This window comes from Siccirubricoccus phaeus (genome assembly GCF_008360935.1).
Lineage (GTDB): Bacteria > Pseudomonadota > Alphaproteobacteria > Acetobacterales > Acetobacteraceae > Siccirubricoccus > Siccirubricoccus phaeus.
In genome coordinates, this window is the sequence record NZ_SRXO01000011.1 from 35,491 (window position 1) to 62,353 (window position 26,863).

The 26,863-nt window shown below is 73.1% G+C and carries 21 protein-coding genes; 10 read left to right on the forward strand and 11 right to left on the reverse strand.

Annotated elements, in window-relative coordinates:
- Positions 1–167: 167 nt before the first annotated feature.
- Both purF and E5N76_RS16165 read right to left on the reverse strand, forming a co-directional pair.
- On the reverse strand, positions 168–1,649 hold the full coding sequence (gene purF, locus E5N76_RS16160) for an amidophosphoribosyltransferase (RefSeq protein WP_149538352.1): 1,482 nt from the start codon (positions 1,647–1,649) through the stop codon (positions 168–170).
- 8 nt (positions 1,650–1,657) lie between these two features.
- Positions 1,658–2,218, reverse strand: a complete 561-nt coding sequence (locus E5N76_RS16165; protein ID WP_149538353.1) for a CvpA family protein — start codon at positions 2,216–2,218, stop codon at positions 1,658–1,660.
- 426 nt (positions 2,219–2,644) lie between these two features.
- On the opposite strand from E5N76_RS16165, the gene E5N76_RS16170 reads away from it, so the two are divergent.
- The gene (locus E5N76_RS16170; RefSeq protein WP_149538354.1) at positions 2,645–3,778 is read left to right on the forward strand and encodes an FIST signal transduction protein; all 1,134 of its coding nucleotides are present in this window, start codon (positions 2,645–2,647) and stop codon (positions 3,776–3,778) included.
- Positions 3,779–3,927: 149 nt separating this feature from the next.
- Here the strand turns inward: E5N76_RS16170 and E5N76_RS16175 are convergent, their stop codons facing one another.
- On the reverse strand, positions 3,928–5,181 hold the full coding sequence (locus E5N76_RS16175) for a cytochrome P450 (RefSeq protein WP_149538355.1): 1,254 nt from the start codon (positions 5,179–5,181) through the stop codon (positions 3,928–3,930).
- The gene (locus tag E5N76_RS16180) at positions 5,178–7,007 is read right to left on the reverse strand and encodes a di-heme-cytochrome C peroxidase (RefSeq protein ID WP_149538356.1); all 1,830 of its coding nucleotides are present in this window, start codon (positions 7,005–7,007) and stop codon (positions 5,178–5,180) included. The genes E5N76_RS16175 and E5N76_RS16180 overlap by 4 nt, the downstream gene beginning before the upstream one ends.
- 273 nt (positions 7,008–7,280) lie before the next feature.
- On the opposite strand from E5N76_RS16180, the gene E5N76_RS16185 reads away from it, so the two are divergent.
- From E5N76_RS16185 to E5N76_RS16195, 3 genes are all read left to right on the forward strand, one after another.
- The gene (locus tag E5N76_RS16185; RefSeq protein WP_149538357.1) at positions 7,281–8,243 is read left to right on the forward strand and encodes an NAD(P)H-dependent flavin oxidoreductase; all 963 of its coding nucleotides are present in this window, start codon (positions 7,281–7,283) and stop codon (positions 8,241–8,243) included.
- Positions 8,244–8,728: 485 nt separating this feature from the next.
- Positions 8,729–10,189, forward strand: coding sequence for an amidase (locus tag E5N76_RS16190; protein ID WP_149538358.1), 1,461 nt, complete (start codon positions 8,729–8,731; stop codon positions 10,187–10,189).
- A 528-nt stretch (positions 10,190–10,717) separates the two neighbouring features.
- Positions 10,718–12,136, forward strand: coding sequence for an alginate O-acetyltransferase AlgX-related protein (locus E5N76_RS16195; RefSeq protein ID WP_149538359.1), 1,419 nt, complete (start codon positions 10,718–10,720; stop codon positions 12,134–12,136).
- Positions 12,137–12,494: 358 nt separating this feature from the next.
- Here E5N76_RS16195 and E5N76_RS16200 read toward each other — a convergent pair whose 3' ends face one another.
- Positions 12,495–12,905, reverse strand: a complete 411-nt coding sequence (locus tag E5N76_RS16200) for an OmpA family protein (RefSeq protein WP_149538360.1) — start codon at positions 12,903–12,905, stop codon at positions 12,495–12,497.
- Positions 12,902–14,125 carry a cupin domain-containing protein gene (locus tag E5N76_RS16205; RefSeq protein ID WP_149538361.1) on the reverse strand — a complete coding sequence of 408 codons (1,224 nt, stop codon included), beginning with the start codon at positions 14,123–14,125 and terminating at the stop codon, positions 12,902–12,904. Before E5N76_RS16205 ends, E5N76_RS16200 begins: the two co-directional genes overlap by 4 nt.
- A 196-nt stretch (positions 14,126–14,321) precedes the next feature.
- Here E5N76_RS16205 and E5N76_RS16210 point away from each other — a divergent pair, with 196 nt between their 5' ends.
- On the forward strand, positions 14,322–14,918 hold the full coding sequence (locus tag E5N76_RS16210; RefSeq protein ID WP_235907730.1) for a mismatch-specific DNA-glycosylase: 597 nt from the start codon (positions 14,322–14,324) through the stop codon (positions 14,916–14,918).
- Positions 14,919–14,928: 10 nt separating this feature from the next.
- Positions 14,929–16,176, forward strand: coding sequence for an MFS transporter (locus E5N76_RS16215; protein WP_149538362.1), 1,248 nt, complete (start codon positions 14,929–14,931; stop codon positions 16,174–16,176).
- A 261-nt stretch (positions 16,177–16,437) separates the two neighbouring features.
- On the opposite strand, the gene E5N76_RS16220 is transcribed toward E5N76_RS16215, so the two are convergent.
- A complete protein-coding gene (locus tag E5N76_RS16220) occupies positions 16,438–17,136 on the reverse strand; it encodes a CBS domain-containing protein (RefSeq protein ID WP_235907731.1) in 699 nt (232 codons plus the stop codon).
- Positions 17,137–17,279: 143 nt separating this feature from the next.
- Here E5N76_RS16220 and E5N76_RS16225 point away from each other — a divergent pair, with 143 nt between their 5' ends.
- Together E5N76_RS16225 and E5N76_RS16230 are read left to right on the forward strand one after the other, a co-directional pair.
- Positions 17,280–18,272, forward strand: a complete 993-nt coding sequence (locus tag E5N76_RS16225; RefSeq protein WP_149538363.1) for a TAXI family TRAP transporter solute-binding subunit — start codon at positions 17,280–17,282, stop codon at positions 18,270–18,272.
- A gap of 273 nt (positions 18,273–18,545) precedes the next feature.
- Complete coding sequence (locus tag E5N76_RS16230; RefSeq protein ID WP_149538364.1) at positions 18,546–19,526, forward strand: Bug family tripartite tricarboxylate transporter substrate binding protein; 981 nt, start codon at positions 18,546–18,548, stop codon at positions 19,524–19,526.
- Between the two features lie 153 nt (positions 19,527–19,679).
- On the opposite strand, the gene E5N76_RS31050 is transcribed toward E5N76_RS16230, so the two are convergent.
- The 4 genes from E5N76_RS31050 to E5N76_RS16250 form a co-directional block, all read right to left on the reverse strand.
- Complete coding sequence (locus E5N76_RS31050) at positions 19,680–21,371, reverse strand: ATP-binding protein (protein ID WP_207791999.1); 1,692 nt, start codon at positions 21,369–21,371, stop codon at positions 19,680–19,682.
- A 16-nt stretch (positions 21,372–21,387) separates the two neighbouring features.
- Positions 21,388–22,929: an ATPase domain-containing protein gene (locus E5N76_RS16240; protein WP_149538366.1), complete on the reverse strand. Its 1,542-nt coding sequence runs from the start codon at positions 22,927–22,929 to the stop codon at positions 21,388–21,390.
- 150 nt (positions 22,930–23,079) lie between these two features.
- Positions 23,080–24,744, reverse strand: a complete 1,665-nt coding sequence (locus E5N76_RS16245) for a thiamine pyrophosphate-binding protein (protein ID WP_149538367.1) — start codon at positions 24,742–24,744, stop codon at positions 23,080–23,082.
- Position 24,745: 1 nt separating this feature from the next.
- Positions 24,746–25,444: an SRPBCC family protein gene (locus tag E5N76_RS16250; protein WP_187830208.1), complete on the reverse strand. Its 699-nt coding sequence runs from the start codon at positions 25,442–25,444 to the stop codon at positions 24,746–24,748.
- A 285-nt stretch (positions 25,445–25,729) separates the two neighbouring features.
- Between E5N76_RS16250 and E5N76_RS16255 the strand changes: the two genes are divergently transcribed.
- Entirely contained in the window at positions 25,730–26,392 is a 663-nt protein-coding gene (locus E5N76_RS16255) for a ribonuclease HII (protein WP_149538369.1), read from the forward strand.
- Positions 26,389–26,604, forward strand: a complete 216-nt coding sequence (locus E5N76_RS16260) for a hypothetical protein (protein ID WP_149538370.1) — start codon at positions 26,389–26,391, stop codon at positions 26,602–26,604. Before E5N76_RS16255 ends, E5N76_RS16260 begins: the two co-directional genes overlap by 4 nt.
- Positions 26,605–26,863: the final 259 nt, after the last annotated feature.

Below are 26,863 nucleotides of genomic sequence, written 5' to 3' on the forward strand. Positions count from 1 at the left end.
CAGGGCGAGCGACGGGCGAGGCGCCGGCGACCCTTGCGGCGGCGCCTTCAGGCGGCGGCATGGCGTATCCTGTGGCTGTCATCCGGCCGTGCCCATGCCCGGCCGAGCGGGCCGCGCCGGCGGCCGGTACGGCGAACCCTTCCAACGCTGTCATCGCAACCGCCGCGCTACCCCGCCTGCAGCAGCGAAAGCTGCCGGTCATTGTTGTCCTGGCTGTCGGTCAGCGGAATGGCGTAGTCGCCGGTGAAGCAGGCATCGCAGTAGCGCGGCTTGGCCGGGTCCCGCCCCTTCTGGCCGAGGGCGCGGTACAGCCCGTCGATCGAGATATAGGCCAGGCTGTCCACGCCGATGATCTGCGCCATCTCTTCCAGATCGTGCTTCGCCGCCAGCAGCTTGCCGCGCTCCGGCGTGTCGATGCCGTAATAGCAGCTATGGGTGGTGGGCGGGGAGGAGATGCGCATATGCACCTCCTTGGCGCCGGCGGCGCGGACCATCTCGACGATCTTCTTGCTGGTGGTGCCGCGGACGATCGAATCGTCCACCAGGATCACCCTTTTGCCTTCCAGCATCGGCCTATTGGCGCTGTGCTTGAGCTTGACGCCCAGATGGCGGATCTGGTCGGTCGGCTCGATGAAGGTGCGGCCGACATAGTGGTTGCGGATGATGCCGAGCTCGAAAGGGATGCCGCTTTCCGCCGCATAGCCCATGGCGGCCGGCACCCCGCTGTCCGGCACCGGCACCACCACATCGGCCGGCACCGCGCTCTCCCGCGCCAGCTCGGCGCCGATGCGCTTGCGCGTCTCGTAGACCGGCGTGCCCTCCACCACGGAGTCGGGGCGGGCGAAGTAGATGTATTCGAAGATGCAGAAGCGGTCCTGGTGCTTGCCGAAGGGCTTGATGCTGTGCACGCCCTGGTCGTCGATGACGATGATCTCGCCCGGGTCGATGTCCCGCACGAATTCCGCGCTGACGATGTCGAGGGCGCAGGTCTCCGACGACAGCACCCAGGAGGGCGGCTGGCCATCCGTGCCGCCGAGCCGCCCCAGCACCAGCGGCCGCACGCCGAGCGGGTCCCGCGCGCCGATCAGCGCGCCATTGTGCAGCGCGACCAGCGAATAGGCGCCCTGCACCTGGCGCAGCGCGTCGATCAGCCGGTCCACCACGGTGGAGTAGAGGCTGATGGCGATGAGGTGGATGAACACCTCCGAGTCGGTCGTGCTCTGGAACAGGCAGCCGCGCTGCACCAGGGAACGGCGGAGGCCGAGCGCATTGGTAAGGTTGCCGTTATGCGCCACGGCGAAGCCGCCGAAGGCGAAATCGGCATAGAGCGGCTGGACGTTGCGCAGCGCCGTCTCGCCGGTGGTAGCGTAACGGTTGTGGCCAACCGCGGCGCGGCCCTTCAGCGTTGCCATCACCTTGGGGTCGGAGAAGGTGTCGCCGACCAGCCCCTGGCCCTTATGGGCGTGGAAGATGCCGCCATCATCCAGGGCGACGATGCCCGCGGCTTCCTGCCCCCGGTGCTGCAGCGCATGCAGGCCGAGCGCGGTGAGGGCGGCGGCGTCGGTGGCGTTCCACACGCCGAAGACGCCGCATTCCTCGTGGAATTTATCGTCCTCGCCTGACCAGGGCTGGGTGGACATCTCGGGCATCGCTCTCCTCACGTCCGGTTCCGGGCCGGCGGGCGGATGAAGTCCTCGAGCGTCGGGACCCGCGGGTTGGGCGGCTCGGCGACACGGGGGCGGTATTCGGGCGGCAGATGCGCCACCAGCCAGCGCGCGCCGTCGACCACGAGCGGCAGCGAACGGGCGTCGCGTACCGGCTCCGGCCAGCGCTCGGCGGCGGGGAGGAGCATGCCGCCGATGATATAGGTGAGAATGACCAGAAAGGCACCCCGGGCGAGGCCGAAAAGCAGGCCGAGGGCGCGGTCCGTGCTGCCGAGGATACTGTCCTGCACGCGCCGGGCGATCAGGGCGATGAGGAGCTTCAGGACCAGCAGCACCACCAGGAACACGCCGCCGGCCGCCAGCGCGTCCGCCAGCCAGGGCGGGTCCACCGATTCGGCCAGGAAGGGCACCACGCGCGGGCGCAGGATGAGGGCCAGGATGGCGGCGCCGATCCAGGCGCCGACCCCCAGAACCTCATGCACCAGCCCCCGCATGAAGGCGAGCCCCGCCGAGACGACGAGCACCGCCACCACCACGCCGTCCACCCAGGTCATCGGCGGGGGTATAGCGGCGGCGGGGCGGCGGAGTCCACGCGGCGGGCGCCAGGCGTTGCGGACCGGCGGGAGTCCGCCGCGCTGCCTGCTGGGGCCGGGGCCTGCCGATTGGCCGCCCCGGCCCGCCGAAGGGGCCAGACAATGCCTGCCGATTCGCCGCCCAGGCCTGCCGAAGGGGGCAGGCAATGCCTGCCGCTTCGCCGCCCAGCCCGCCAAAGGGCCAGGCAATGCTTGGCGGCTCGCCGCCCAGCCCGCCGAAGGGCCAGGCAATGCTTGGCGGCTCGCCGCCCAGCCTGGGCCAGGCAATGCCCGGTGGCCGGCCTCATGGCGTCGCCCGCCAGAAATTCCGGCACAGCCTAACCGGGGATTTACCGCGTCCCCGCACCCTCTGCCGCGTTCCGCCCCGCAACACTGCCGGAGCGCCCGATGCGGACGGCCACCCTCGCCTGGACGGCACCCTATGGCTGGGACGCGCCGGATGCCGCGGCCGATGCCGATCTGGTGCTGTATTTCGGCGACCGCACCACCCTGGCCGATGGCGCCTGCCATGCCGCGCTGCGGGCGGCCGCCCCGGGCGCCCTGCTGCTCGGCTGTTCCGCTGCCGGGCATCTGGGGCCGGGCGGGCCGGCGGAAACCGGCGCCGTCGCCGCCGCGCTGCGCTTCGAGGGCACCGGGCTGCGCCTGGCCAGCCGGCCGGTCTCCGGCCCGGCGGACTCCGTGGCGGCCGGCGCGGCGCTGGGCGAGGCGCTGGCGGCGCCGGACCTCGCCGGCATCCTGCTTCTTGCCGACGGGCTGGCGGTGGCCGGGGCGGCGCTGGCCGCCGGGCTGAGCCGGGCGGTGGGGCCGGGCGTGCCGGTCACCGGCGGGCTCGCGGCGGATGGGGAGGCCTTCAGCCGCACCCTGGTCGCCGCCGACGCCCCGGCGCGGCCGGGCCTCGTCGCCGCGCTCGGCTTCTACGGCCCGCGCTGCCGCTTCGGCCACGCCCTGGCCGGGGGCTGGGACGGGTTCGGCCCGCTCCACCGCATCACCCGGGCCGAGCACGACGAAGTGATGGAGCTGGACGGGGAGGCGGCGCTGCCGGTTTATGCCGGCAGCCTGGGGCCGGACGCGGCCGCCCTGCCCGGGGCCGGGCTGCGCTTCCCGCTGCTGGTGTGGGACCCGGCGGCGCCGGGAGAGGCGGTGGTGCGCAGCGTGCTGGGGGTGGATCGCACCCGCGGCAGCTTGCGCTTTGCCGGGACGGTGCCGGAAGGCTGGCGGGCGCAATTGCTGCGCTTCCGGCAGAGCCGGCTGGAAGCCGCCGCCGCCACCGCGGCCCGGGCCGCCGGGCGGGGCGGCCAGGGCAGCCTGGCCCTGCTGACGAGCTGCATCGGCCGCAAGCTGGCGCCCGGCGCCCAGGCCTCGGCGGAGTTCGCCGCCATCGGCGCCGCCCTGGGCCCGCTGCAGCGGCGGATCGGCTTCTACGCCTATGGCCAATTCGCGCCCCATCCGGCGGCGGGCGGGGCGGCGCTGCACAATCAGAGCCTGGTCGTCACGCTGCTGGACGAGGATGTGCGGTGCTGATTGGGGGCGCTGCCCCCAAACCCCCGGCAGAGGGCGCCGCCCTCTGCACTCCCGCCGGGGAGGATACTCCTCCCCGGACCCCGGTCTGAGTTTCAGACCCGTGGGTTGAACTTGCCGACTCATACCGGGGGCCGGGGGCGAAGCCCCCCTTAGACCGCCCCACCCGAAGCCCAGGCGATCCCCAGGCTTTCCGGAAACGGCCCGCCCCGCCGGTCGATCGGCGTTTCCAGCCGGATCCCCGGCCGCAACAGCACCCGCCGCACCATTTCCGGGATCAGCACTTCCGCGATATGCCCGCCCAGGCAGGCATGATGCCCCCAGCCGAAATGGAAGGCGCTGTGGATCGGCCGCATCGGGTCGAAGGCGTCGGGGTTGGCGAAGCGCGCCTCGTCGAAGCTGGCGCTGCCGATCAGCGGCAGCACATGCGTCCCGGCCGGGATTTCCGTCTCCCACGCCTGCCCGCGGCCGAACACATGCGCGGCGGCGGATTTGCGGAACAGGTAGTTGGACATCGGCGCGAAGCGCAGCGCTTCCCACACATGCCCGTCGAACAGCTTCGGGTCGGCGAGCTGCGCCGCGGCCACCGCCGCCGCCAGCCGCGGCGGCCGGCGCAGCAGCCATTCGATCACCTGCGCCGCGGCCTGGGAGGTGGTCTCCACCGCGCCGATCAGCAGCCCGCCGACATTCAGCAGCAGCTTCTCCGGCGGGAAGCCCACCGGCCCGGCGATGCGGGATTGCAGCAGCCGCGCCACGATGTCGTCGGGCAGGGATTTCCCCGCCCGCAGCGCCGCCGCCCGCTCCCGCAGCAGGCCGGCCAGGTAGTCCTTCATCTCCGTCAGGCTACGCTGCGCCTCGGCATGGATGCGGTCATGGTCGGCGCCGAGGTCCCAGGGGTAATTGTGGAACCCGTCCATCTGCGCCCAGTAGGACCATTCCTGCAGCCTGGCGGCGTCGGACCCCGCGAAGCCGAAATACTCCTGGACCAGCCGCACCGGGATGTGGCGGGTGATGCCGGAGACGGCCTCGATCCGCTCCCCCGCCCCGTCCAGCACCTTGTCCGTCTCGGCGGCGACGAAGGCGCGGACGCGCGGCAGGTCGCGCCGGTCGAGCATCGCCGTCATCACGCTCTTGTCCAGCGCGTGGTCCGGCGTCTCGTCCTGCGCCAGCATGTAGACGTTCAGCGCATGCACATAGGGCTGCACGGTGAAGACGGTGGGCAGCCGCAGCACCTCGATCACGTCGTCGAAGCGCGCCACCAGCGTGCCGACCGGCGTCGCCAGCACCGGCCGGCGGGCGCGCAGCTCGGCGAAGAAGGGGCGCGGGTCCTCGCTGTTGACCCAGCCCCAGAGGAGGGGGAAGCGCTCCGCCTCCGGCGTCGCATCCAGGCGGTCCAGATAGCTCATCGCGGCGCCTCCCAGCGCAGGGGGTTCTTCAGGTACTCCACCACCGCCAGGCGCTGCGCCGGCGTCAGGGGGCGGCGCGGAAAGGCATGGCCCTGGTTGGAATTCGCCGGCTGCGCCGTGTCGAAGCGGAACAGGCCGGGTGCCTCGGTGGAGACGAAGCCGAGCTTCTCCACATCCAGCTCCGTGCCGCCCACCCAGAACACCTTGGGGCGCTCGGCGGGCGGGGACAGCAGATCGTAGATCGTCGGCACGGAGCCATTGTGCAGGAACGGCCCGGTGGCCCAGATGCCGAGCAGCGGCCCGGCCTTCAGGCTTTCCAATTGCGTGGCCGGCAGGGTCCAGGCTTCCGGCCCCAGCCGGGCCAGCCGGCCATCGGTGATGGCGCAGGCGTTGCGCACCTCGAAGGCGCCGGCAGGGCGGGGGATCTGCGCGGCCATGCGGCGGGTCACGCCGCCGGGGCAGGCGCGGGCCTCGCCGGTATCCAGCAATTGCCGGCGCGTCAGCCCGGCCGCCGCGGTGCCGGTCTCCACCACCTGCCTCACCGTGCCGAGGAAATAGCTGGCCGCCGGCACCTCCGCCTGGTTGTCGAACAGGTCGGCCAGCGGCCCGGTGCGGATGCGCCAGCCCTGCAGCGCGTCCAGATAGCTGCGGTCGGTGCCGACCACGCGCTGCGGCACCGCGCTGATGGTGATGAATTGCTCGCCGTCCAGGGATTGCCGCGGATCGGTCAACCGGTAGGGCGGCATGTTGTGGCAGCCCTGGCAATTTCGCTGGAACAGCCGCGCCCCTTCCGTCCAGCGGGCGCGGTCGATGGCGCCGAAGCGCGCTTCCGGCCAGGCGGGCGGCTCCAGGTCGCGCAGCCAGTCCTCCAGCGCCGCCAGCGCCTGGAAGTAGACGGAGGAGCCGAAGCGCCCTGGCGTGCCCGGGGCGGCGAGGCTGGCCTCGCCGAAGACCCCCAGCACCTCCCCGGCATTCCGGCCGACCGGGGAGCTGGCGATCGGCACCCATTGCACCCAGTCCTGCCGCGGCGCGGTCCAGAGGAAGGGGTAGGAGACCGGGGCACGGGGCGGCCGGCGATTGGCCTCCGTCACCTCCGCCGGGGCGGCGAGGTGCAGCACGGCGATGCTGTTGATGATCTGCCCCAGCGCATCGACGCGGGAGAAGCCCGAGGCATGCGCCGGGCGCTGCACCGCGGCATGCCGGGCGCTGGCGGCGGCGAAGGCGGCATAGGGCTCGGCGAGCACCGCCGGGGTGGTGCCGAGGCGGAGCGCGAAACCGGCGAAGCGGGTGCGGTCGCGCTGCGTGGCCTGCACCGCTGCGTCCAGATCGGCGACGAAGCGGTCGAAGTCGAAGCGGGCCGGCGCGCCCTCGATGCGCAGGCGGGTGCGGCCGAAACTCACCTCCCCGGTATGGCAGGCGGCGCAGGTCAGGCCGAGCCAGGGGCCGGTGAGCGGCGCCGGCTCGGGGTCGATGGCGAAGCCGATGGGCAGCTTGTCCGGGTTCAGCCCGGTGCCGGCATCCGGCGCGAAGAACAGCCCGTAGCGGGCGAGATTCGCCGGCGCGGCGAAGCGGCCTTCGCCATCGGTGCGGTCCAGCGCGGTGAACCAGGCGCGGGGGATGAGGCGGGAGCCCTGGGCGGAGAAATGGAAGCGGGCGGCTAGCTCCGGCGACCAGCCCTGCGGCAGGGTCTCCGCCTGTTCCTCCGGCAGGGACCAGGGGACCTGGCTGGGGGCGGGGGGCGGCGGGTTCCAGGGGAGCACGTTGCAGGCGCCGAGCAGCAAGGCCGCGGCCAGCCCCACCCATTTCGCAGCCTGCTGCCTGCGCATGACGCTCTCCTGCCGTTCCCCGGCGGCGGGCAAGCTAGGCTTTTGGTTGCGGGGGTGACAAGGCGGGAGCGCACCGAGGCGTGATGCAGGTCACAAAGGGGGCTTCGCCGGGGCTCTGCCTCTGGACCCCGGCAGGGGGCGCTGCCCCCGTTGGCGGCAGTGCCGCCAACCTCCCGCCGGGGGGAAGGCTTCCCCCCGGACCCTGCCGTGAGTCTGCCGGTTGGACCGGGTGCGGCTCTGGCGCAGGGCGGCGGGCCGGGCCAGCATGGGGGCATGCGCGCCTCGCTCGAAACCCGTGTCACCCGCCTGCTCGGCATCCGCTACCCCATCGTGCAGGGAGGGCTGGCGAGAGTAGCCACCGCCGAACTCGCCGCCGCGGTCTCGGAAGCCGGCGGGCTCGGCCAGATCGCCAGCGCCGGCCTCGCCGGCCCGGAGGCGCTGCGCGCCGAAATCCGCCGCTGCCGGGCGCTGACGGAGAAGCCCTTCGCGGTGAACTTCCCGATCGGCCGGCAGGACATCTGGCCCGGGCTGGAAGCGACGCTGGAGGAAGGCGTGCGCATCATCGCGCTGACCGCCGGCAACCCTGCGCCCTACATCAAGCGTTGCCAGGAGGTGGGGGCGAAGACCCTGGTGCTGACCGCCGGGCCGGAACTGGCGCGGAAGGCCGAGGCCGCCGGCGCCGACATGGTGGCGACCGTCGGCTATGAGGGTGGCGGGCATCTCGGCCGCTCGGATGAGACGACCATGGTCATGGTCCCCCGCACCGTGGCGGCGGTGAGGATTCCGGTGCTGGCCTCGGGCGGCATCGCCACCGGGGCGGGGCTGCTGGCGGCGCTGGCGCTCGGCGCCGAGGGGGTGGAAATGGGCACCCGCTTCGTCGCCGCGGCCGAGGCGAAGGCCCACCCCGCCTACAAGCAGGCCCTCGCCGCGGCGCAGCCGGGCGAGACCATGATCATCAAGAAGACCCTCGGCATGCCCGGCCGCGTGCTCATCAGCCCCTATGCCGAGCGCATCGTCGCGGCCGAGGCGGCCGGCGCGCCGAAGGAGGAGATCGTGGCGATGATCGCCGGCACCGCCAATGCCCGCGGCACCGATGAGGGCGACCTCGCCGGCAGCTATGTCTGGGCCGGGCAATGCGTCGGGTTGATCGACCGGGTAGAGCCGGCCGGCGCCATCGTCGAATGCATGGTGGCGGAGGCCGAGGCGGGCCTGGCGCGGCTGCGGGCGATGTTCTGACCTTCTCGCCCACCATCGGAAGGAAAGTCCGCCCTCCCGCCGCCACCGATCCGAGGGGAGCGGCGGCGCTGCCGCCAACCGGGGCGGGCGAAGCCATGCCTCCATCTCCTGCTCCCGCTTGCCGGGCCTGATGGCGCTGCCGCCAACCGGGGTGGGCGAAGCCATGCCTCGTCTCCTACTCCCGACTGCCGGGCCTGATGGCGCTGCCGCCAACCGGGGTGGGCGAGGCATGCCTTCCGCCTCCTGCTCCCGCTTGCCGGGCCTGATGGCGCTACCGCCAACCGGGGCGGGCGAGGCATGCCTCCGTCTCCTGCTCCCGCTTGCCGGGCCTGATGGCGCTGCCGCCAACCGGAGCGGGCGAAGCCATGCCTCGTCTCCTGCTCCCGCTCGCGGGGACTGGCGGCGCTACCCATCGGAGTGCACGCGGCAGCGCCCCTCTCCCTCCCCCGCTTGCGGGGGAGGGCCGGGGTGGGAGAGGGTGGGGCATGACGGACCCCGCCAGCCACTCCCACCCCGTTGGCGCCAGCGCCGGCAACCTCGCGCCAGCGGGGGCGGAGGCCGACCCGGCCCTTCTCCCCGCCACCACCCTGGCCGGCCTCTACGCCACCGGCGCCCTCTCGCCGGAAGCGGCGCTGGAGGCGGTGCTGGCCCGCACCGCCCGGCTGAACCCGCGCCTCAACGCCATCATCTCCCTGGACGAGGCCGGCGCCCGCGGCGCCGCCCGGGCCAGCGCCGCCCGCTGGCGCGCCGGCACCCCGCTCTCCCCGCTGGATGGCGTACCGATCACGGTGAAGGACAACATCGCCGTCGCCGGCCTGCCCTGCGCCTGGGGCTCGCCCGTCTTCCGCGACTTCGTCCCGGACCGCGACGAACTGCCGGTGGCGCGCTGCCGGGCGGCGGGGATGGTCATTCTCGGCAAGACCAACGTCCCGGAATTCACCCTGCAGGGCTATACCGACAACACCCTGTTCGGCCCCACCCGCAACCCCTGGGACCTGGCGCTGACGCCCGGCGGCTCCTCCGGCGGCGCGGTGGCGGCGGTGGCGGCGGGGCTGGGGCCGCTGGCGCTGGGGACGGATGGCGGTGGCTCCATCCGCCGGCCGTCCTCCCATACCGGGCTCATCGGCCTGAAGCCGACGCCGGGCCGGGTGCCGCGCTGCGACGGGCTGCCCGCCATCCTGCTGGATCTGGAGCAGATCGGCCCCATCGCCCGCACCACTGCCGATCTGGTGGCGCTGCTGCGCGTGCTGGCCCCGGCCGATCCGCGCGACCCGGCCTCCCGCGCCTTGCCGCCCTTCGCCGTGCCGGCGGTGCCGGGGCGGCAGCGCATCCTCTTCCTGCCGCGGCTCGGCGCGCATCCGGTGGAGCCGGTCATCGCCGCGGCCACCGCGGCGGCGGCGGCAGGCTTCCGCGCCCTCGGCCATCTGGTGGAGGAAGCCGAGGCGCCTTTCACCGTGGAGGAGACGCTGGCGATCTTCGGCCCGGTCAGCCAGGCCGGCCTCGCCTGGCTGCTGGCGGCGCGGGGCGGGGCGCCGGCCGCGCCCATGCTGCAGCAGATGGCAGAGGCCGGCCGCGCCCTGCCGGCGACGGCGCTGTTCGGCGCGGTGGATGCCATCGCCGGCTTCCGCCGCCGCTTCGCCGCGCTGTTCGGCGCCTGGGATCTGATCCTCACCCCGGCCGCCGCGGCGCTGTCCTGGCCGGCGGCGCAGATCGCCCCGTCCACCATCGCCGGGCAGGCGGTGGGGCCGCGGGGCCATGCCATCTTCACCAATTTCGCCAATATCGCCGGGCTGCCGGGGATCGCGCTGCCCATCGCCCCATCGTCCTCTGGCCTGCCCATCGGGGTGCAGCTTGTCGGCCCGGCCGGGGCGGATGGGCTGCTCTGCGCCATGGCGGGGCAGTGGGAGGCGGCGCAGCCCTGGGCTGGGCGCTGGCCAGCGCTCTGAGAGGCGGCAGCGCCGGCGCCCGGCGCGAGTTGGCCGGTGCAACCCACGGATCCGAACCACTGGGACTGGGGTCAGGCGCCCGTTACTGGCGGCACCGCGCCGACGACGACGAAGCCGCTGGCCCGGCCGGTCCCACTTCACCCCCGATACCGCTTGCGCTAGAGCATTTTTCAAATCCGGCGGAATCGCCGGACGACTCGGAAAATGCGATCAAACAAGGGGCTAGAGCGGCTTGGCGCTGACTCATGCCAGCGTGAAGCCGCCTTGGACCCATATCGGCCCGACCATATCGGGCGGATACGGGTCCAGGGATTCTTGCGCCGGCGATACGCGGCCTGAGCATGCCCATCGGAACTGGGCATGCTCAGGCTGATCGCCGGCCAGTGTCCTGCTCCGCGAAGGTCGTTGGATTACCGGCGAACGCAGCGGACAAGCAGGCCACTGAAAATAGAAGCCGGTGTCCTCTCGTATTTTCCCAGTCGCCTCGGCGATCCCGCCCAGCTTGAAATACTCTAGCATCCGAGCCTCATGCCCATCGACCCTTCCCCCACCCCCGGCCTGATCGGCATGGTGGATGTGCTGACCCCGCCCGGCACCGTGCATGGCTGGGCCCGGCTGCAGGGCGGGGAGGCGGTGGTCACCGTCATCCTCCGCCGCGGCGGGGCGGAGCTTGGCCGCACCCCGGCCGAGCTGCCGCGCCCGGACCTGGCCCAGCACCAGCTCGGGGATTGCGCCTTCCGCCTCGACCTGCCCGAGCCCCTGACGGCGGCGGAATTGGCCTCCGGCCAGGTGACGGTCAGCGCGGAGGCCCCGGGCCTGGCCCCGGTGGTGCTGCCCCTCAGCCCCTCCCTCCGCCCGCCGGAGGCCAGCCGCCCGGCCGCCGCCGCCGTGGTGGCGGCGCTGGAAGCGATGGACGCCCACGCCCTGGCGGAATGGCGCCTGGCCGCGCCGCATGGCGGCATGGCGGAACACATGCTGCAGGTGATGACCACCGCCTTCGCCTCCGCCTGGGCGCAGCGTGGCCTGCTGGATGAAAGCCGGCCGGAGGAGGAGCGCATCGCCTGGCTGCCCCTGCCGGTCGGCCTCGTCTCCGGCGACGGGGCGGCGATGCTGGGAAAAGGCGGCTGGCTGTTCCTGACCGGCGGGCCGAACCGGGTGCTGGATCTCTTCCCGCCGGTGGCCAGCCCGGCCTCCGAGGCGGCGAATGTCGCCGCCTGGGCCACGCTCTGCCGCGCCCGGCAGGAGGTGTGCGCGCAGCGGCGGATCGGCTTCCGCCAGCTCATCATTCCGGAGAAGCTTTCCCTGCTGCCGGACTACCTGCCGCTGGCGGTCGAGACCCCCTCCTGCCTGCTGGCGGGGCTGGAGGCGGAATTGGCCGGGCTGGGCGGCGCCTATCTCTCCGGGCTGGACCTGCTGCGAGAGGGGGGGAAGGAGGGGCGGCGGGAGGCGATGTACCGCCGGCTGGACAGCCACCTCTCCCCGGAGGGGGCCTGGCGGCTGGCGGCTTCGGTGGCGGCGAGCCTCGGCCTGCCGCCGCTGGACCCGGCGCCGGAATTCCTGCCGCGCGGGCGCCTTGGGGGCGGCGACCTGACCCTGCGCTTCTTCGGCGTGCCGATGGCCGAGCCGGTGGCGGAGGCCGAGGCGGCGGCGCTGGCGCGGCCGGAGCTGGTGCTGGACGCCCCGGCGCCGCAGGGGGCGCATCTCGGCACGCGGCGGGCCTGGCGGAACGCGGCGGCCAAGGGAGGGGGACGGCTGCTGGTCTGCGGCAATTCCTTCGCCGCGCCGGATGGGCAGGAGGGGCTGTGCTGGTGGCTGGCGCAGTATGTGGAGGAGGTCCACTTCCTCTGGTCCCCCGCGCTGGATTGGGCCGAGGTGGAGCGGGTGCGGCCGGACTGGGTGCTGTGCCAGACGGTGGAGCGGTATCTGCCGGCGGTGCCGGGCGCCTGATCCCTCCTGACGCTGCTGGCGCAGCGCCCACGGCCCACGCCGGCGGGAAGGCGCCAGGCGCCCGGAGCGTGATCGGCTGAGTCGAATCAGCCGGAGCCGGGCAGGACACCAGCTTGTGTTTTCAGTGGCCGGCTTGTCCGCTGCGTTCGCCGGAAATCCAGCGAGCTTCGCGGGCAGGACATTAGAGCAGATCGCCGGAGGGCGGCATCGCCCGGAGGCGTGAAGCTGCTCTACCATCCATAAGCTAGAGCGGTTTCGCGCTGCACAGTCAGCGTGAAACCGCTCTAGCTCCTTGTTCGGTCGCGTGATTCACGGTTTCGGTCGATTCGACCTCAACCGATCACGCTCTAGCCCTCGCTCAGGGCAGCACCACCACCGTCACGCTCCGCTCCTCCGGCACCGCGCCGCGGGCGAAGGCGGCACGGCGCGCTTCCGCTCGCACCCGGTCGCGCTCCACGCCCAGCTTCGCCAGCGCCTCCGCCACCGCGCCGGCCCGGCGCGCGGCCAGTTGCAGCCCGGTCTGCGCCCCGCCCTCCTGCCCGCCGGCATGGCCCAGCACGCAGATATTCCGCTCCGGCACCTGCTTCGCCCGCTCCGCCGCGGCGGTCAGGCCGGCCCGCGCGGCATCCTCCGGCGCCGCCGCGCCGCGCGGAAAGGGGATGGCGAAGACATCCTCCTCCAGCCGCTCCGCGCCGACGCAGGAGAATTGCCGGGGTTGCGCCCCGGCCAGGCCGGGCAGCAGCAGGGCGAGCAGCAGGGCCGGGATCACGCCGCCACCAGCAGGCCGGCCTCGCGCAGCCGGCCGAGCAGCGCGGCGGCATCCACCGCCGGGTGCGCCGCCCGCAGCTCACCCTCCGCCACATCCGGCCGGCCGAGGATCCAGCCGGCCGCCTCCGCCTCGGGCGGGCTCAGCGGCACCGCGCCGGCGGCGGTCTTCAGCACCCAATCGGCGCCGCGCCGCACCGGCTTCGCGCCGCCGGCCAGCACGCGGAACACCGCCGCCTCGCCCTCCTCCGCGCCCGCCGCGGCCGGCGCCGCCAGCCCGCGCGCCGCCAGCAGGTCGTTGCCGCCGCGCTGGTAGCGGTAGCCGGCGACGAATTGCTCCAGCACCGCCATCACCTGCGGCTCCCGGCAGAATTCCGCCAGGCGCTGGCCCAACTGCCCGGCCCGCGCCGTCAGCGCGAAGCGCGCCGCCGCCGAGCCGTCCTGCCGCGGCAGCGGCTTCCTGAACTCCAGATCGCGTACCGCGCGGTCCAGCAGGATGTTCATCAGGTCCACCCCATGCACCGCATGCACGCCATAGGCGACGTGGACCGAGGCCGGCGCCTCCGCCAGCGCGTCATGGTACCAGCCGCGCGGCAAATAGAGCAGGTCGCCGGCCTTGAGCAGCACCTTCTCCCGCAGCCTGCCCTTGGCCTGCTCATGCTGCGCCTGGCCCATGGCGCGGAAGGCGGGGTGGGGGATCGGCCAATCGGCCCGGCCCTCCCAGATGTTCCAGGTCTTCTCGCCCTCCACCTGCACCGCCCAGACGTCATGCGTGTCGAAATGCGCCGGGAAGGCCTTGTGGCTCTGCCAGGAGATGTAGACATTGGCCTGCGCCTTCCCGAGCCCCGCCCCTTCCAGCGCGGCGGAGATGGCGGCGAGGCCGGGGGTCAGGCTGTCCACATCGTTCAGCACCAGGCTGGCGCCGCGGGCGACCCACTCCTTCACCTTCGCCGGCTCGGGCTGCCAGACCTGGTCGTTGTCCCGGCTGGTGGCACGGCCGCAATACTGTTCCGGCGGAACCTTGTTGCCGTCCAGGACGAGCTGCAGCGAGTGGCCGGACCAGATATGCGTCATGTCCAGCAGCCGGTTGATCTGCCGCCAGGACAGCGCGCTGGCGAATTTCGCCGCGCCGCCCCGCACGTGCAAAGGCTGGCGGTCGTGGTATTCGGCGAAGAACCGGGCCGGCGTCATCGGCGCCAGCAGATCGTCCAGCGAGAGGGTCATGGCAGGCCAGCATAGCTTATCGCGCCCCGGCCGGAGAGGGGCGGGGCACGCGGCGCCTTCGGTGATGCCGCCAGGACACGCCCCGGCCGCCGGCCCCTGGCCCGGCGGCGCTGCGGCCGCCGCGGCGGGAAGCCCAGCGGGGAGCCAACTGGGAAGCCCAGCGGCGAGCCAAGTGGGAAAGTCAGCGGGAAGCCCGGTGGGCAGCCAGGCGGGCAACCAGGCGGAACGCGCGGCAGGCAGGCCGGGCCATGGCGCGGGCGCTGTCGCCGGTGCCCTGGATTCGCTGCCGCCGGCGCCGCGCCCGGTCCTGCCGGATGTGCTGGCGCCCGGGCTGCGGGTGGTCTTCGTGGGCAGCGCGGCGGGGGCGGTCTCCGCCGCGCGCGGCGCCTATTACGCCGGGCCGGGCAACCGCTTCTGGCCGATGTTGTGGGAGACCGGCCTGACCCCTCGCCTGCTGGCGCCCGGCGAATTCGCGGAGCTGCCGCGCTGGGGCATCGGCCTGACCGACCTGGCGAAGTACGAAAGCGGGGCGGATTCGGCCCTCTCCCGCACCGCCTATGACGCGGCAGGGCTGGCGGCCCGGCTGCGCGCGGCGGCGCCGCTTGTCGTCGCCTTCAACGGCCGCGCGCCCTGGCGGCACTTCATGGAGTCCGAGGCGGGCAGGGGCTTCGTCATGGCCTCCGGCCATGCGGGCTGCACCATGGTGGCGCTGCCCTCCACCTCCGGCGCCGCGCGGCGCTGGTGGGACCCCGCGCCCTGGCATGCCCTGGCCGCCCGGCTGCGCGCGGCATGAGCCGGGCCGCATGAGCCGTCCCGCCTGGGCCTGGGCCCTGTATGACTGGGCGAACAGCGCCTTCCCGACCGTGGTCTCCACCTTCGTCATCGCCGCCTATTTCGCCAAGGGCATCGCCCCGGACGAGGCCACCGGCCAGGCCTGGTGGGGCTGGATGCAGACGGTGGCGGGGCTGGCCATCGCGCTGCTTTCGCCTGTGCTGGGAGCCGTCGCTGATGCCGGTGGGCGGCGCCGGCTGATGCTGGCGCTGACCACCGCGGTGATGGTGGTGGCGACGGCCGGCATCTGGTTCGCCCGGCCGGTGCCCGAGGATGCGCTCTGGGCGCTCGCCTGCGTCGGCGTGGCGACGGTGGCCTTCGAGCTGGGGACGGTGTTCTACAACGCCATGCTGCCCCAGGTGGCGCCGCCGGAGCGGCTGGGGCGGGTCTCCGGCCTCGCCTGGGGCCTCGGCTATGCCGGCGGGCTGTGCTGCCTCGCCGTGGCGCTGGTGCTGCTGGTGCAGCCCAACCCTTCGCCGCTGGGCCTCGATCGCGCCGCGGCGGAGCATGTGCGGGCGACGGCGCTGCTGGTCGCGGCCTGGATCGTGCTCTTCGCCTGGCCGGTGCTGCTGGCCCTGCCGGACCCGAAGGGGGTGCGCCTGGCCTGGGGCGTGGCGGCGCGGGCCGGGCTGGCCGAGATCTGGGCGGTGCTGCGCCGGCTGCCTGCCAACCCCACCATGCTGCGCTTCCTGATCGCCCGGCTGTTCTACACGGACGGGCTGAACACGCTCTTCGCCTTCGGCGCCATCTATGCCGCGGGCGTCTTCGGCATGGGGTTCGAGGAGATCCTGCTCTTCGGCATCGCGCTGAACGTGACGGCGGGGCTGGGGGCGGCTGGCTTCGGCCTGGTGGAGGACCGGATCGGCTCCCGCCGCACCGTGCTGATCGCGCTGACCGCGATGATCCTGCTGGGCGCCGGGCTGCTGGTGGCGGAGGGCAAGGCGGCGTTCTGGGCGCTGGCGCTCGCGCTCGGCTGCTTCCTCGGCCCCGCCCAGGCGGCGAGCCGGGCGCTGATGGCGCGGCTGGCCCCGCCCGGGGAGGTGACGGCGCATTTCGGCCTCTTCGCGCTCTCCGGCCGCGTCACCGGCTTCCTCGGCCCCGCCGCGCTGGCAGCGGTGACGGCGGCGACGGGCAGCCAGCGGGCCGGGATGGCGACGGTGCTGGTGTTCCTCTGCCTCGGCGCGGCGATCCTGGCGACGGTGCGGGTGAAGCGAGGCTGACTCCCTCCCCCGCCCTGCGGGGGGAGGGCCGGGGCCGGGGGCGGGGGTGTGATGCCGGTGGGGGGTGTGGTGCCGGGGCGGGGAGCTGGAGGTTGCCGCCCGGCCCCGCTGCCGCGCGTGGCAGCCACCCCCACCCTGACCCTCCCCCGCCAGCGGGGGAGGGAAGGCGGTCCTCCGACGGGGAGTCTGAGGGGGGCTGATTGCCCCCTTTCCGCCGGCGCGAAAGGGTTGGTGTGGCGGCTTTCGTGCCGGCGGACCCAATCAAGCCGAATACAGATAGACCGGCAGCGGCTCCGTCAGGTCTCGGACGCCCTTCACCCCCGGCACCTGCTCCGCCAGCACCTTCAGCGCCCGCTTCGCCGCCTCATTGCGCATGAAGCCGTGGAACTCCACCACGCCCTCCTTCACCTCCACCAGCGTGTAGAAGCTGTCCGCCCAGGGCTCCTTCCGCATCGCCGCCAGCACGGCGCGGCGGATGCGGTCATCGTCCAGCGTCGCCTCCTCCTTCGGCGCCGCCACCAGCGCCCGCAGCAGATCGGCGCGGGAGACGATGCCGCGCAGCCGTCCCTCCTCCACCACCAGCACGCGGCGGATGCCCTTCTCCTCCATCAGATGGGCGATCTGCGCGGCGGTCGCCGCCTCGTCCACCGTCACCACCTCCTGCGTCATCACATCGGCAGCCGTCGCGCCATGGGTGCGGGCGTAGCGGTCCGCCTGCGCCACCGGGTCCTGGAACAGGCTGCGCAGCCAGCCCGGCTTCGCATCCTCCTGCCCCGCCAAGCGGCGGATCAGATCGGCTTCCGTCACGATGCCGAGCACGCCGCCGGCCTTGTCCAGCACCGGCACGGCGGAGATGCCGCGTTCCGCCAGCAGCCGGGCCACCGCCACCACGGAGGTTTCGGGCGGCACGCTCACCACATCCGGCGTCATCAGGTCCCGGGCGGTCAGTTGGGGGATCATCAGGAATTCTCCCGCTGCTTCGAGGGAAAGCCTATCCGCCCCATCTCGGCGCCGCCTTGACCCACCGCAAGCTGCCGGGGGCTTCCCCCGGACGCGCCCGGCGCCTATCTCTCGGCATTATTCCACCGGGAGGATGTTCCAGCATGACGCGCCTCACGCGCCGCACCACCTTCGGGCTCGCCGCCGGCATTGTCGCGCCCCTGGCCGCCCCCTTGGCCACGCCCCGGGCGGCGCGGGCGCAGGGGACGCAGCTTGCCATCGCCACCGGCACCACGGGTGGCGTCTACTACCCGCTGGGCGGCGGCCTCGCGAACCTGCTCTCCCGCAACATCCCGGGCATGAGCGCGACGGTGGAGGTGACGGGCGGCTCCGTCGCCAACAACCAGCTCCTCGGCGCCGGGCGGGTGGGGCTGATCTTCAGCCAGGTGGATGCCAGCGTGGATGCGGTGAACGGCCAGGACCGCTTCCGCGGCCGGCCGGTGAAGGTGCGCGCCATCGCCGTGCTCTACACCAACCGCATGCAGGTGGTGACGACGGCCGCCGCCGGCATCAACAGCATGGCCGACCTCAAGGGCAAGCGGGTTTCCACCGGCGCGCCGGGCTCGGCGACGGAGGTGATGGCCTTCCGCCTGATCGAGGCGGCGGGGCTCGACCGCGACAAGGATTTCCGGGCGCGGGAGCGGCTTTCCCCGGCGGAGAGCACCAACGCCATCAAGGACGGCAAGCTGGACGCGTATTTCTTCGTCTCCGGCGTGCCGACCAGCGCCATCACCGATCTCGGCGCCTCCCCCGGCATCACCCTGAAGATGGTCGACCATGCGGAGTACGTGCCGAAGATCACCGCGAAATACGGCCCGGTCTATTTTCCGGAGGTGATTCCGGCCGGCACCTATCCCGGGCAGAATGCGGACAACCACCAGATGTCCGTCGCGAATATCCTGGCGGTGCTGGACACCATGCCGAATGAGCTGGTGACGAAGATCCTGGAGGTCACCTGGAACGGCCGGCAGGAGCTGGCGCAGGTGCATGCCGAAGGGCGGAATTTCGCCCTGGACAAGCAGAAGAGCGCCGCCGCCGGCGTGCCCTGGCACCCCGCGGCCGAGGCCTTCTGGAAGGCCCAGGGGGCGACGCTTTAACCGGCGAAGTCGCTGCGCGCCTTCGCTTCGTGCCCTTATTCTCCGTGCAGCCGCCGCGCGGCGTCATGCGGACCCAACTCGCGCACGAGCGGCGCCTTGCACGGTCTTCCGCGGCAAGGCCGCGGAAGGACAGCAGGCAGCGGCACGCGCGATGCAGCCGCTGACGCGGCTGCATGGGCGACCCGGCGCCTGACGGCAGCATGCTCGGCCGCGCCTGACGCTTGACCTCCCGCGCCATGGCCAACAGGCTGGCGGCAAAACGGAGGAAACGGGATGCGCGCTTGGCATCGGGCGTTGATCGCCCTGGCATTGTTCTGTCCCCTGTTCGGCCCGTTTCGGGCCGGGGCGGCGGACCCGCCCTGGCCGACGCGGCCGGTGGTGCTCGTCGTCTCCTACCCGCCGGGCGCCATTACGGACACGGTGGGGCGGCGCGTCGCGGAGCGGCTGGGCGTGGCGCTGGGGCAGAACGTCGTCGTCGAGAATCGCGGCGGGGCGGGCGGCAATGTCGCGGCCGCGCATGTGGCGCGGCAGCGCGGGGACGACCACATCCTGCTCTTCACCTCCTACGGCAACCTCATCATCGCCGCGGCGGCGGAGCAGAAGCTGGATTTCCACCCCTTCCGCGACCTCACGCCGGTGACGATGATCGGGCCGATGAGCGTGGTGCTGCTGGTGCGGCCCGGCCTGCCGGCCGAGGATCTGCGCGGCTTCCTGGCGCATGCGCGAGCCAATCCCGGGCGGGTGAATTTCGCCAGCGTCGGCGTCGGCAGCTCCTACCATCTGCTGATCGAGCAGCTGCAGGCCTATGGCGGGCTCAGCTTCACCCATGTGCCCTATCGCGGCGGCATGGCGGGGATGACGGATCTGCTCGGCGGGCGGGTGGATGCGACGCTGGCGACGGTGCTCTTCGCCCGGCCCTTCCTGAGCGACGGCCGCGCCCGCGGCATTGCCATCGCCAATGCCGAAAGGTCGCCGGCGCTGCCGGAGCTGCCGACGGTGGCGGAGGCGGTGCCGGGCGCGCAGTTGACGGACGGGCTGGCGGTGCTGGGCCCGCCGACGCTGCCGCCGCCGGTGGTGGCGCGGCTGAACGCGGCGCTGAACGCCATCATCAGCGAGCCCGCGATGCGCGACTGGCTGACCGGCGAGGGCGTCACCCCCCGCCCCGGCCCGCCGGAGGCGCTGTCCACCGAGATGCAGACCGCCGCCGGCCCGCTGCAGCGCCTGCTGGCGGAGGCCGGCATCAAGCTGGAATAGAGGCGAACCCCTCCGCCCGTTGCGGCCCGGTTGTCCCGAAGCGGCTTTGCCGCCTCGGCCGTGCCGGGCGCTGACCGGAAAGGGCGCCGGGCACCTTCCGGTCAGCGCCTGCCTCGACCGCGGGGCGCATCATGCGTCAAGGGGTGCGTTGCGTCAGACAGGTGTTCTGCCCGCGAGCGCCCTCGCCTCGGCACGGCGCGGCTGCAGCGCGCCGCGGATGGCGATGGCAAGATCCGTGAGGCCGTAGGGCTTGGGCAATACCACGACGCCCGCGGCATCCGCATCCTGCCGCGCCGCGTCGGCATGGCCGCTCGTGAGCAGCACCGGCAGGCCGGGTCGCCGGCGTCGCACCTCGTCGGCGAGCCCCACCCCGTTCATGCCGCCCGGCATCATGATGTCCGAGAACACCAGATCGATGGCGCGCCCATTCGCCAGCGCGCCGAGCGCGGCGGCGGCGCTGGCAGCGCGCGTCACCCCGAAGCCGAGTTCGCCGAGCAATTGCTCCACGAGCGCGGCGACCTCGTCATCATCCTCGACGAGCAGCACATGCCCGGCCGGCCGCCTCGGGCGCTCCGGCCCGGCCTCGTCCGAGGCGGGCTTCGGGTCCGGCGCGGCGGGGATGTGCGCCGCGCGCGGCAGCAGCAGCGCGACCGTCGTGCCGCGTCCGACCTCGCTGTCGATCCGCACCGTCCCGCCGGACTGGCGGGCGAAGCCATAGACCTGCGCCAGCCCGAGCCCCGAGCCCTTGCCGACCTCCTTCGTCGTGAAGAACGGCTCGAAGACGCGCGCCTGCACCTCCGGCGGCATGCCGGTTCCGTTGTCGATCACTTCGAGGCGGACGAAATCCCCCTGCAGCCCGTCCTCGGCCGGGCCGGAGGCGTTCGTCGCGCGCAGCAGGATCGTCCCGCCCGAAGGCATCGCATCGCGGGCGTTGACGGCAAGGTTCAGCAGGGCGAGTTCCAGCTCGCCAGGATCGATCTCGACCGGCCACAGATCCGCCGCGAGCTCGAGCGAGACGTCCACATCCCCCCGCAGGCTGCGGTCCAGCAGCTCCCGCATGCCGCCGACCTGGCGCACGAGATCGACAGGCTCGGCGCGGAGCGCCTGGCGGCGCGAGAAGGCCAGCAATTGCCGGGTGAGCGCCGCCCCGCGCGCCGCCGCCTGCCGCATGCCGTCCATGATGCGCCGCCGCTCGCCAGGGTCGCTCCGGCGCTCGAGCATCTCGAGGCCGGCCGCGATCACCATCAGCAGGTTGTTGAAGTCGTGCGCCACCCCACCGGTGAGCTGGCCCAGCACCTCGATCCGCTGCGCCTGGCGCAGCGCGTCCTCGGCCCGCTCGCGCTCGGCCATCTCGCCGCGCAGCGCCCGGTTCGCCGCCTCCAGCTCCGCCGTCCGGGCGGCGACCAGCCCCTCCAGGTCGGCGGCGGCGCGCTCCCGCTCCGCCAGGTAGCCGCGCACCTCGTATTGCCGCCGGCGGGCGCGGATGGCGGCGAAGATCGCGCTCGCCAGGGTGATCGGCTGCACCGGCCGTTCGAGCAGCGAGACATTGCCCAGCCACCGCACCAGGCGTTCCCGTGCCGCCGCCGCGGCGGACCGCCCGTCCCGGCCGGTCAGGACGACGAAGGGCATGTCCGACCAGGGCGGCTGGCGCGCGACCCAGGCTTCCAGCGTGGCGGCCGCGCCGCCCAGCACCGCCTCCTCGGCGACGAAGGCGGCCTCGGCCCCGGCCTCCAGGCCGGCGACGAGCTCGGCGAGGGAGCCGCAGAGCTGGGCCCGGAGGCCCGCGCGGCGGAGCAGCGCGGCCACCACCGGGCCGTCACGCCCCAGCGGGGCGAGAACGAGCACAAGTGGAGCATGCGGGTCAGGCGGCGCCGTCACCGTGCTCCTCCCTGTCGTCATCCCCGAGCAGCGGCGAGGCCGGGCCCCGGTAGCGCGGCGTGCCCGAGAACACCCCGCTGAACTCCCGCAGCGGCGGCCCGACGGCAACGCCCTGCGCGCTGAGGCGGAATTCGCGGATGGTGTGCTCGTGGTGACCGCTGCGCTTCTTGACCACCGAGAGCGCGCGCCGCACTTCGCCCTCGAACTCGAAGTAGCGCAGCATCAGCACCGCGTCGCTGAGATAGCTGAGGTCGACCGGGGATTGCATCGGCCCGACCAGGCCGTGCTGGGCGAGCACCAGTATCGTCACCACGCCCATCTGGCCGAGATAGCTCAGCAGCTCGTGCATCTGCAGGACCAGGAAGCGCTCATCCGGCATGGCCTGCAGATAGCCGTTGAGGCTGTCGATCACCACGATCCGCGCGCTCTCGGCCTCCACGGAGTGCCGGACCAGGCTGGCGAATTCGCCCGGCGAGAGCTCGGCCGGGTCGACCTGCTGGATCCGGACCAGGCCGGCATCCACGGCCGCCTGCAAGGGCAGGCCGAGCGTCCTGGCCCTCGCCTCCATCGTGCCGCGCCCCTCGTCGAAGGCGTAGATCACGGCGCGCTCACCCCGATCGGCCGCGGCGACGGCATAGGTGAGCGCCAGCGACGACTTGCCGACACCCGCCGCGCCCAGCAGCAGCGCGTTGGTGCCGCGCTCCAGCCCGCCGCCCAGCATGGCGTCAAGCTCGGCGCTGCCGCTCGGCGCGAACTCGCCGGCAAAGGCCCGGTGGTGCTCGGCCGCGACGAGGCGCGGATAGACCTCAAGCCCGCCGGTGCGGATGGCGAAGTCGTGGAAGCCGCCCCGGAAGGCGATGCCCCGCATCTTGACCACCCGCAGACGCCGCCGCTCCGCCCCATACTCGATGGCGAGCTGCTCCAGCAGGATGACGCCATGGGCGATGGAATGAAGCTGGAGGTCGTCGGCATGCGAGGTGAGGTCGTCGAGGACGATGACCGTGCAGCGGCGGCCGGCGAAGAAATGCTTCAGCGCGAGGATCTGCCGGCGGTACCGCAGCGGATCCTGGGCCAGGAGACGCAGCTCGGAAAGGCTGTCGAACACCACGCGCGAGGGATCGAGCGCCGCGACGCGCTCGAAGATCATCCGCGTCGTCTCGCCCAGCTCCAGCTCGGACGGGTGGAAGACGGTCAGCTCGCGCTCGGGATCGAGGGAGGCCTCGGCTGGCACCAGCTCGAAGACCTGCACGCCGTCGAGCGACCAGCCATGCCGCTGCGCGACGAGGCGAAGCTCCCGCTCGGTCTCCGAGAGCGAGACGTAGAGCGTAGCCTCGCCGCGGCGGGCGCCTTCGAGCAGGAATTGCAGGGCGAGCGTGGTCTTGCCGGTGCCGGGCCGGCCTTCGAGCAGGTAGAGCCGATCGGCGTCCAGGCCGCCGCCCAGGATGTCGTCGAGCCCAGCATTCCCCGTAGAGACGCGCGGCGGGCCACCCTCGGCCGCCGCCGCCCCGTCGACGTGATCGCCCATCTGGAGCTCCCACGGGCCAGATGCCACCGGAATGGTGTGCAATTTGGCGGTTTGATGCGGTTATTCTATGCCGCACCCACCATCCGCGCCAAGCTGAGGGCTCAGCGCCTCAGGGCATCCAAGGCACCGCGCGGTGCCTTGGGAAAGGCATCAAGCCTCGCCGTAATGGATGCGCCGATACGGCCGCGACACCACCGTGTCGTCCGTATGCACGTCCCACAGCCCGGCGGTGTTCGCCGCCTGGTGCTCGGCGAACAGCCCAGGCATCCGGCCAAGCTGGTTCACCGTGGTGCCGCGCACGCCGAAGCCGTTAGCCACGCCCGCCAGGTCGCCGCGGCCATGGATCACCGTCTCGGGGCTCAGCCCGCCGGCGCGGAATTTGTGGATCTCGGCGCCATAGCCGCCATCGTTGATGATCGCCATCAACAGGCGGATGCCCTGGCGGCGGATGGTTTCCAGCTCCTGGATATGCATCAGCAGGGAGCCGTCGCCCTCGATCAGCAGCACCTTGCCGTCGCCCCGCGCCGCGGCGACGCCGATCGCCGCCGGCAAGCCGTTGCCGATGGCGCCGAAATCGCTGACCACATGGTATTTCTCGGCGGCGCGGCCGCGCAGATGCGTCATCGCAATGCCGAAATAGTGGCCGCCGCCGATCACCACATCCCAATCCTTCGGCACGGCGGCGTCCAACTCCACCATCGCCTTGCGCGGATCGACGGTGCCGGGGGCGATGGCGAATTCCTTGCGGTCCGGCACGTCCTCGGCGATGCCCTTCGCCACCGCGGCGGTGCGGTAGCCTTCCTTCTTCACCCCGCGCGCCTGCAGCGCCGCCGTCACCGCCTCCACGCCGGATTTGGCATCGGCCAGGATGTGCAGGTCCGCGGTGCGCAGCCCCTGCCACAGCCCGCGCGGGTGGATGTCGATCTGCACGGTCTGGGCGCCGGGGTAGAGATAGCCGCTCTCGGTCGTGTAGGCGCCGAGCCCGACGCCGACGCCGATGACGAGGTCGCTTTCCGCGAAGAGCTCCCGCGCATAGTCGCTGGAATAGGCGCCGGCGATGTCGAGGGCGTAGGGGTTGCCGTCGAACAGCCCCTTGCCCTGTAGCGACGTGGCGAGCAGCGCGCCGCTCTGCTCCGCCAGCGCCTCCATCGCCGCCTTGGCGCCGGACAGCTTGGCGCCGCGGCCGCCGATCAGGATGGGCTTCTGCGCCTCGGCGATCATGCCCACCAGCCGTTCCACCAGCGCCGGATCCGGCATCGGCCGCTGCCGGGTCGGCAGCACGTCGGCGGAGGGGATGTAGTCCGGGGTGAAGGGGAAGGGCTGCTTCTGCAGGTCCATCGGCACGGAAAGCACCACCGGCCGGCTTTCGAGCTGGGCGATGTGGAAGGCTTCCCGCACATTGTCCAGCGCGCGGTCCATGCTGCGGATCGGGATGTAGTGCGCGCCGGTGCCCTGGGCGAGCGGCGCCATGTCGATCTGCTGGATGTAGTAGGGCGCCGTCATCGGCGAATCGCCGGCGAAGACCACCAGCGGCACATAGGCCCGCGCGGCGATGGACAGCGCCGTCATGATCTGGGTGAAGCCCGGACCGCAGGTGGTGGAGGCGACGCCGACCTTGCCGGTGGCGCGGGCATAGCCATCCGCCATGGCGACGGCGCAGTGCTCGTGCCGCGCATGGATCACCTGCATGCCGGGGAGGCGCGACATCGCCTCCGACCAGTACATGTTGGCGTCGCCCATCAGGGTGAAGAGCACCTCGCAGCCCTCGGCCTGGAAGGCCTGGGCCAGCATGTCGGACAGCTTCAGCTTGGACATCTCACGGTTTCCTTGTTGTGCCGAACAGGCTGCGAAGCCAGGAGAGCAGCGCCTGCCAGAGCAGTCTCGTGGCGCTCAGCTCCCGCACCGGGGCGGCGCTGGGCCGCGGCGGCGGGGGTGGGGGTGAGGCGGCGGCGGCCGGGGCGGCACCGGGTGCCGCGCCAAAAGCGGCATTGGGCGCTGCGCCGCCGGCGCCCGGGGCGTCGGCCGCCGAGGCAGGCTCGGCAGCAGGCGCGGCGGTCTGCCGCTCCGCCACCAGCTTCGCCATGTTGGCGGAGAAATCCGCCAGCAGCGCCCGCGCCAGATGGACGCCGCCGGCATTGGCGAAGGTCTCCAGCGGCCCGGTCACGGTGAAGCTGCCGGCGACCAGCAGCAGGGTGCTGGCGCCATCCGCCTTCGCCTCGATGCTGCCGGAGGAGAGGGCGCGGGAGGCGCCGCGCTGGTCGATCCCCCGCCCCTCGATGGCGCAGCGATGCGCGGCGTCGTCGAAGGCCAGGGTCGCCTCGCCACGGAACACCGCCGCGGTCGGACCGAATTTCACCCGGATGGAGCCGCGCCAGGTATTGTCCCCCTGGCCATCACCCTGGTCCGGCGCCAGGCTGGCGCCCGGGATGCAGCTGGCCACCAGCGAAGGGTCGCGCAGCAGCGGCCAGACTTCGGCAAGCGGCGCGGGGATGCGCGTCTGTTCGGAAATTTCCATGCGGCGTTCCCTGCCCGGCTTCCGGCCCGGCGGCAGGGACGCGGCCGGCCTGGCGACGGACATGGCCGCGGCACGCCAGGGAAGGCGGCCCCGCCCTGCCCTTGCGGCCAGCGCGGCCATCCCCGCTGCCCTTCCGGATCGCGCCTGCCGTGGCGGGCCCGGCCCCTAGCCTGCGCAACCTCGGCGGCAGGCGCAAGGGAGGGGGATGCGGAAGGCGGCACGCGCGGCAGGAAAAGGCTTCGCAGCCACGGCCCGCCCCGGCTATGCAAGGGGGAGATGCCACCCATGCCCATTCCCTTCCCGGCCGCGGAGGCCGCCCGTCACCCGCCCCTCATCGGTTGCGACGAGGTGGGGCGCGGCGCGCTCTGCGGCCCGGTGGTGGTGGCCGCCGTTTTCTTCGACCCCTGCGCCCTGCCCCCCGCCCTGCTGGAGGCGCTGGACGACAGCAAGCGGCTGACGCGGGAGCAGCGGGAGGCGGTGGCGGATGCCCTGCCGGCCCATGCCAGGCTGGCCTTCGCCGCCGGCGCCGTCGCCGCCATCGATACCGTGAACATCCGCCAGGCCAGCCTGGACGCCATGGCGCGGGCGGTGCGGCGGCTTGGCCTTGCCGCCCCGGTCGCCGTGGATGGGCAGGACGTCCCGCCCCTGCTGGCCGGGCGCTGCCGCGCCGTGGTGGGCGGGGACGGGAAGGTGCCGCAGATCGCCGCCGCCTCCATCCTGGCCAAGGTGCTGCGGGACAGGATGATGGCGCGGCTGCATGCGCGCTACCCGGATTACGGCTGGGTGACGAATGTCGGCTACAGCACCGCCACCCATCTGGCCGCGCTGCAAAGCTGCGGACCCAGCCCGCATCACCGCCGCAGCTTCGCCCCGGTGGCCGCCGCCGCCATCCGGCTCCGCCTCGCCCCCCGCCTTCCGGACCCGATGAGGGAGTACCGCGTGCCATGACCCTGCCCCCCGCCCCCAGGCTGCGCCTGCCCTGCGGCACCGCCCTGCTGCTGGCCATGCTGGGAGGGGTGGCGGGCTGTGCCTCCCCGGATGCGGAACCGCCGCCCTGGTACCGCCCCGGCCTCGGCAGCCAGGTGCCGCTGGAGCGCTACCACGTGCCGGATGATGGCAGCCGGGACCGGCTGGCGACGCTGCGCCTGACGGCGGGCTGAGGCGGCGGCCGGCGGCCCTGGCTGCCCGCTGCGGCGCCGGCCTGCGGCCTGACCACGGCCTCGCGGCGCGCTGGCGCCTTGCCGCGGCTTCGGCATCGTCGAAGGCGCCTGTCGTCGAGCGCCATGATCCGGTCTTCGCATCGAGGATGCGCCGAAGGGGCGCCGCGCTTCGCGTGGCCGCGTCCCTGGCACGAGAGCGGACCATGGCCCGGGCTTGCCGTGCGCTCGACGCGACCGGCACGGGGCCGGCTCCGGACAG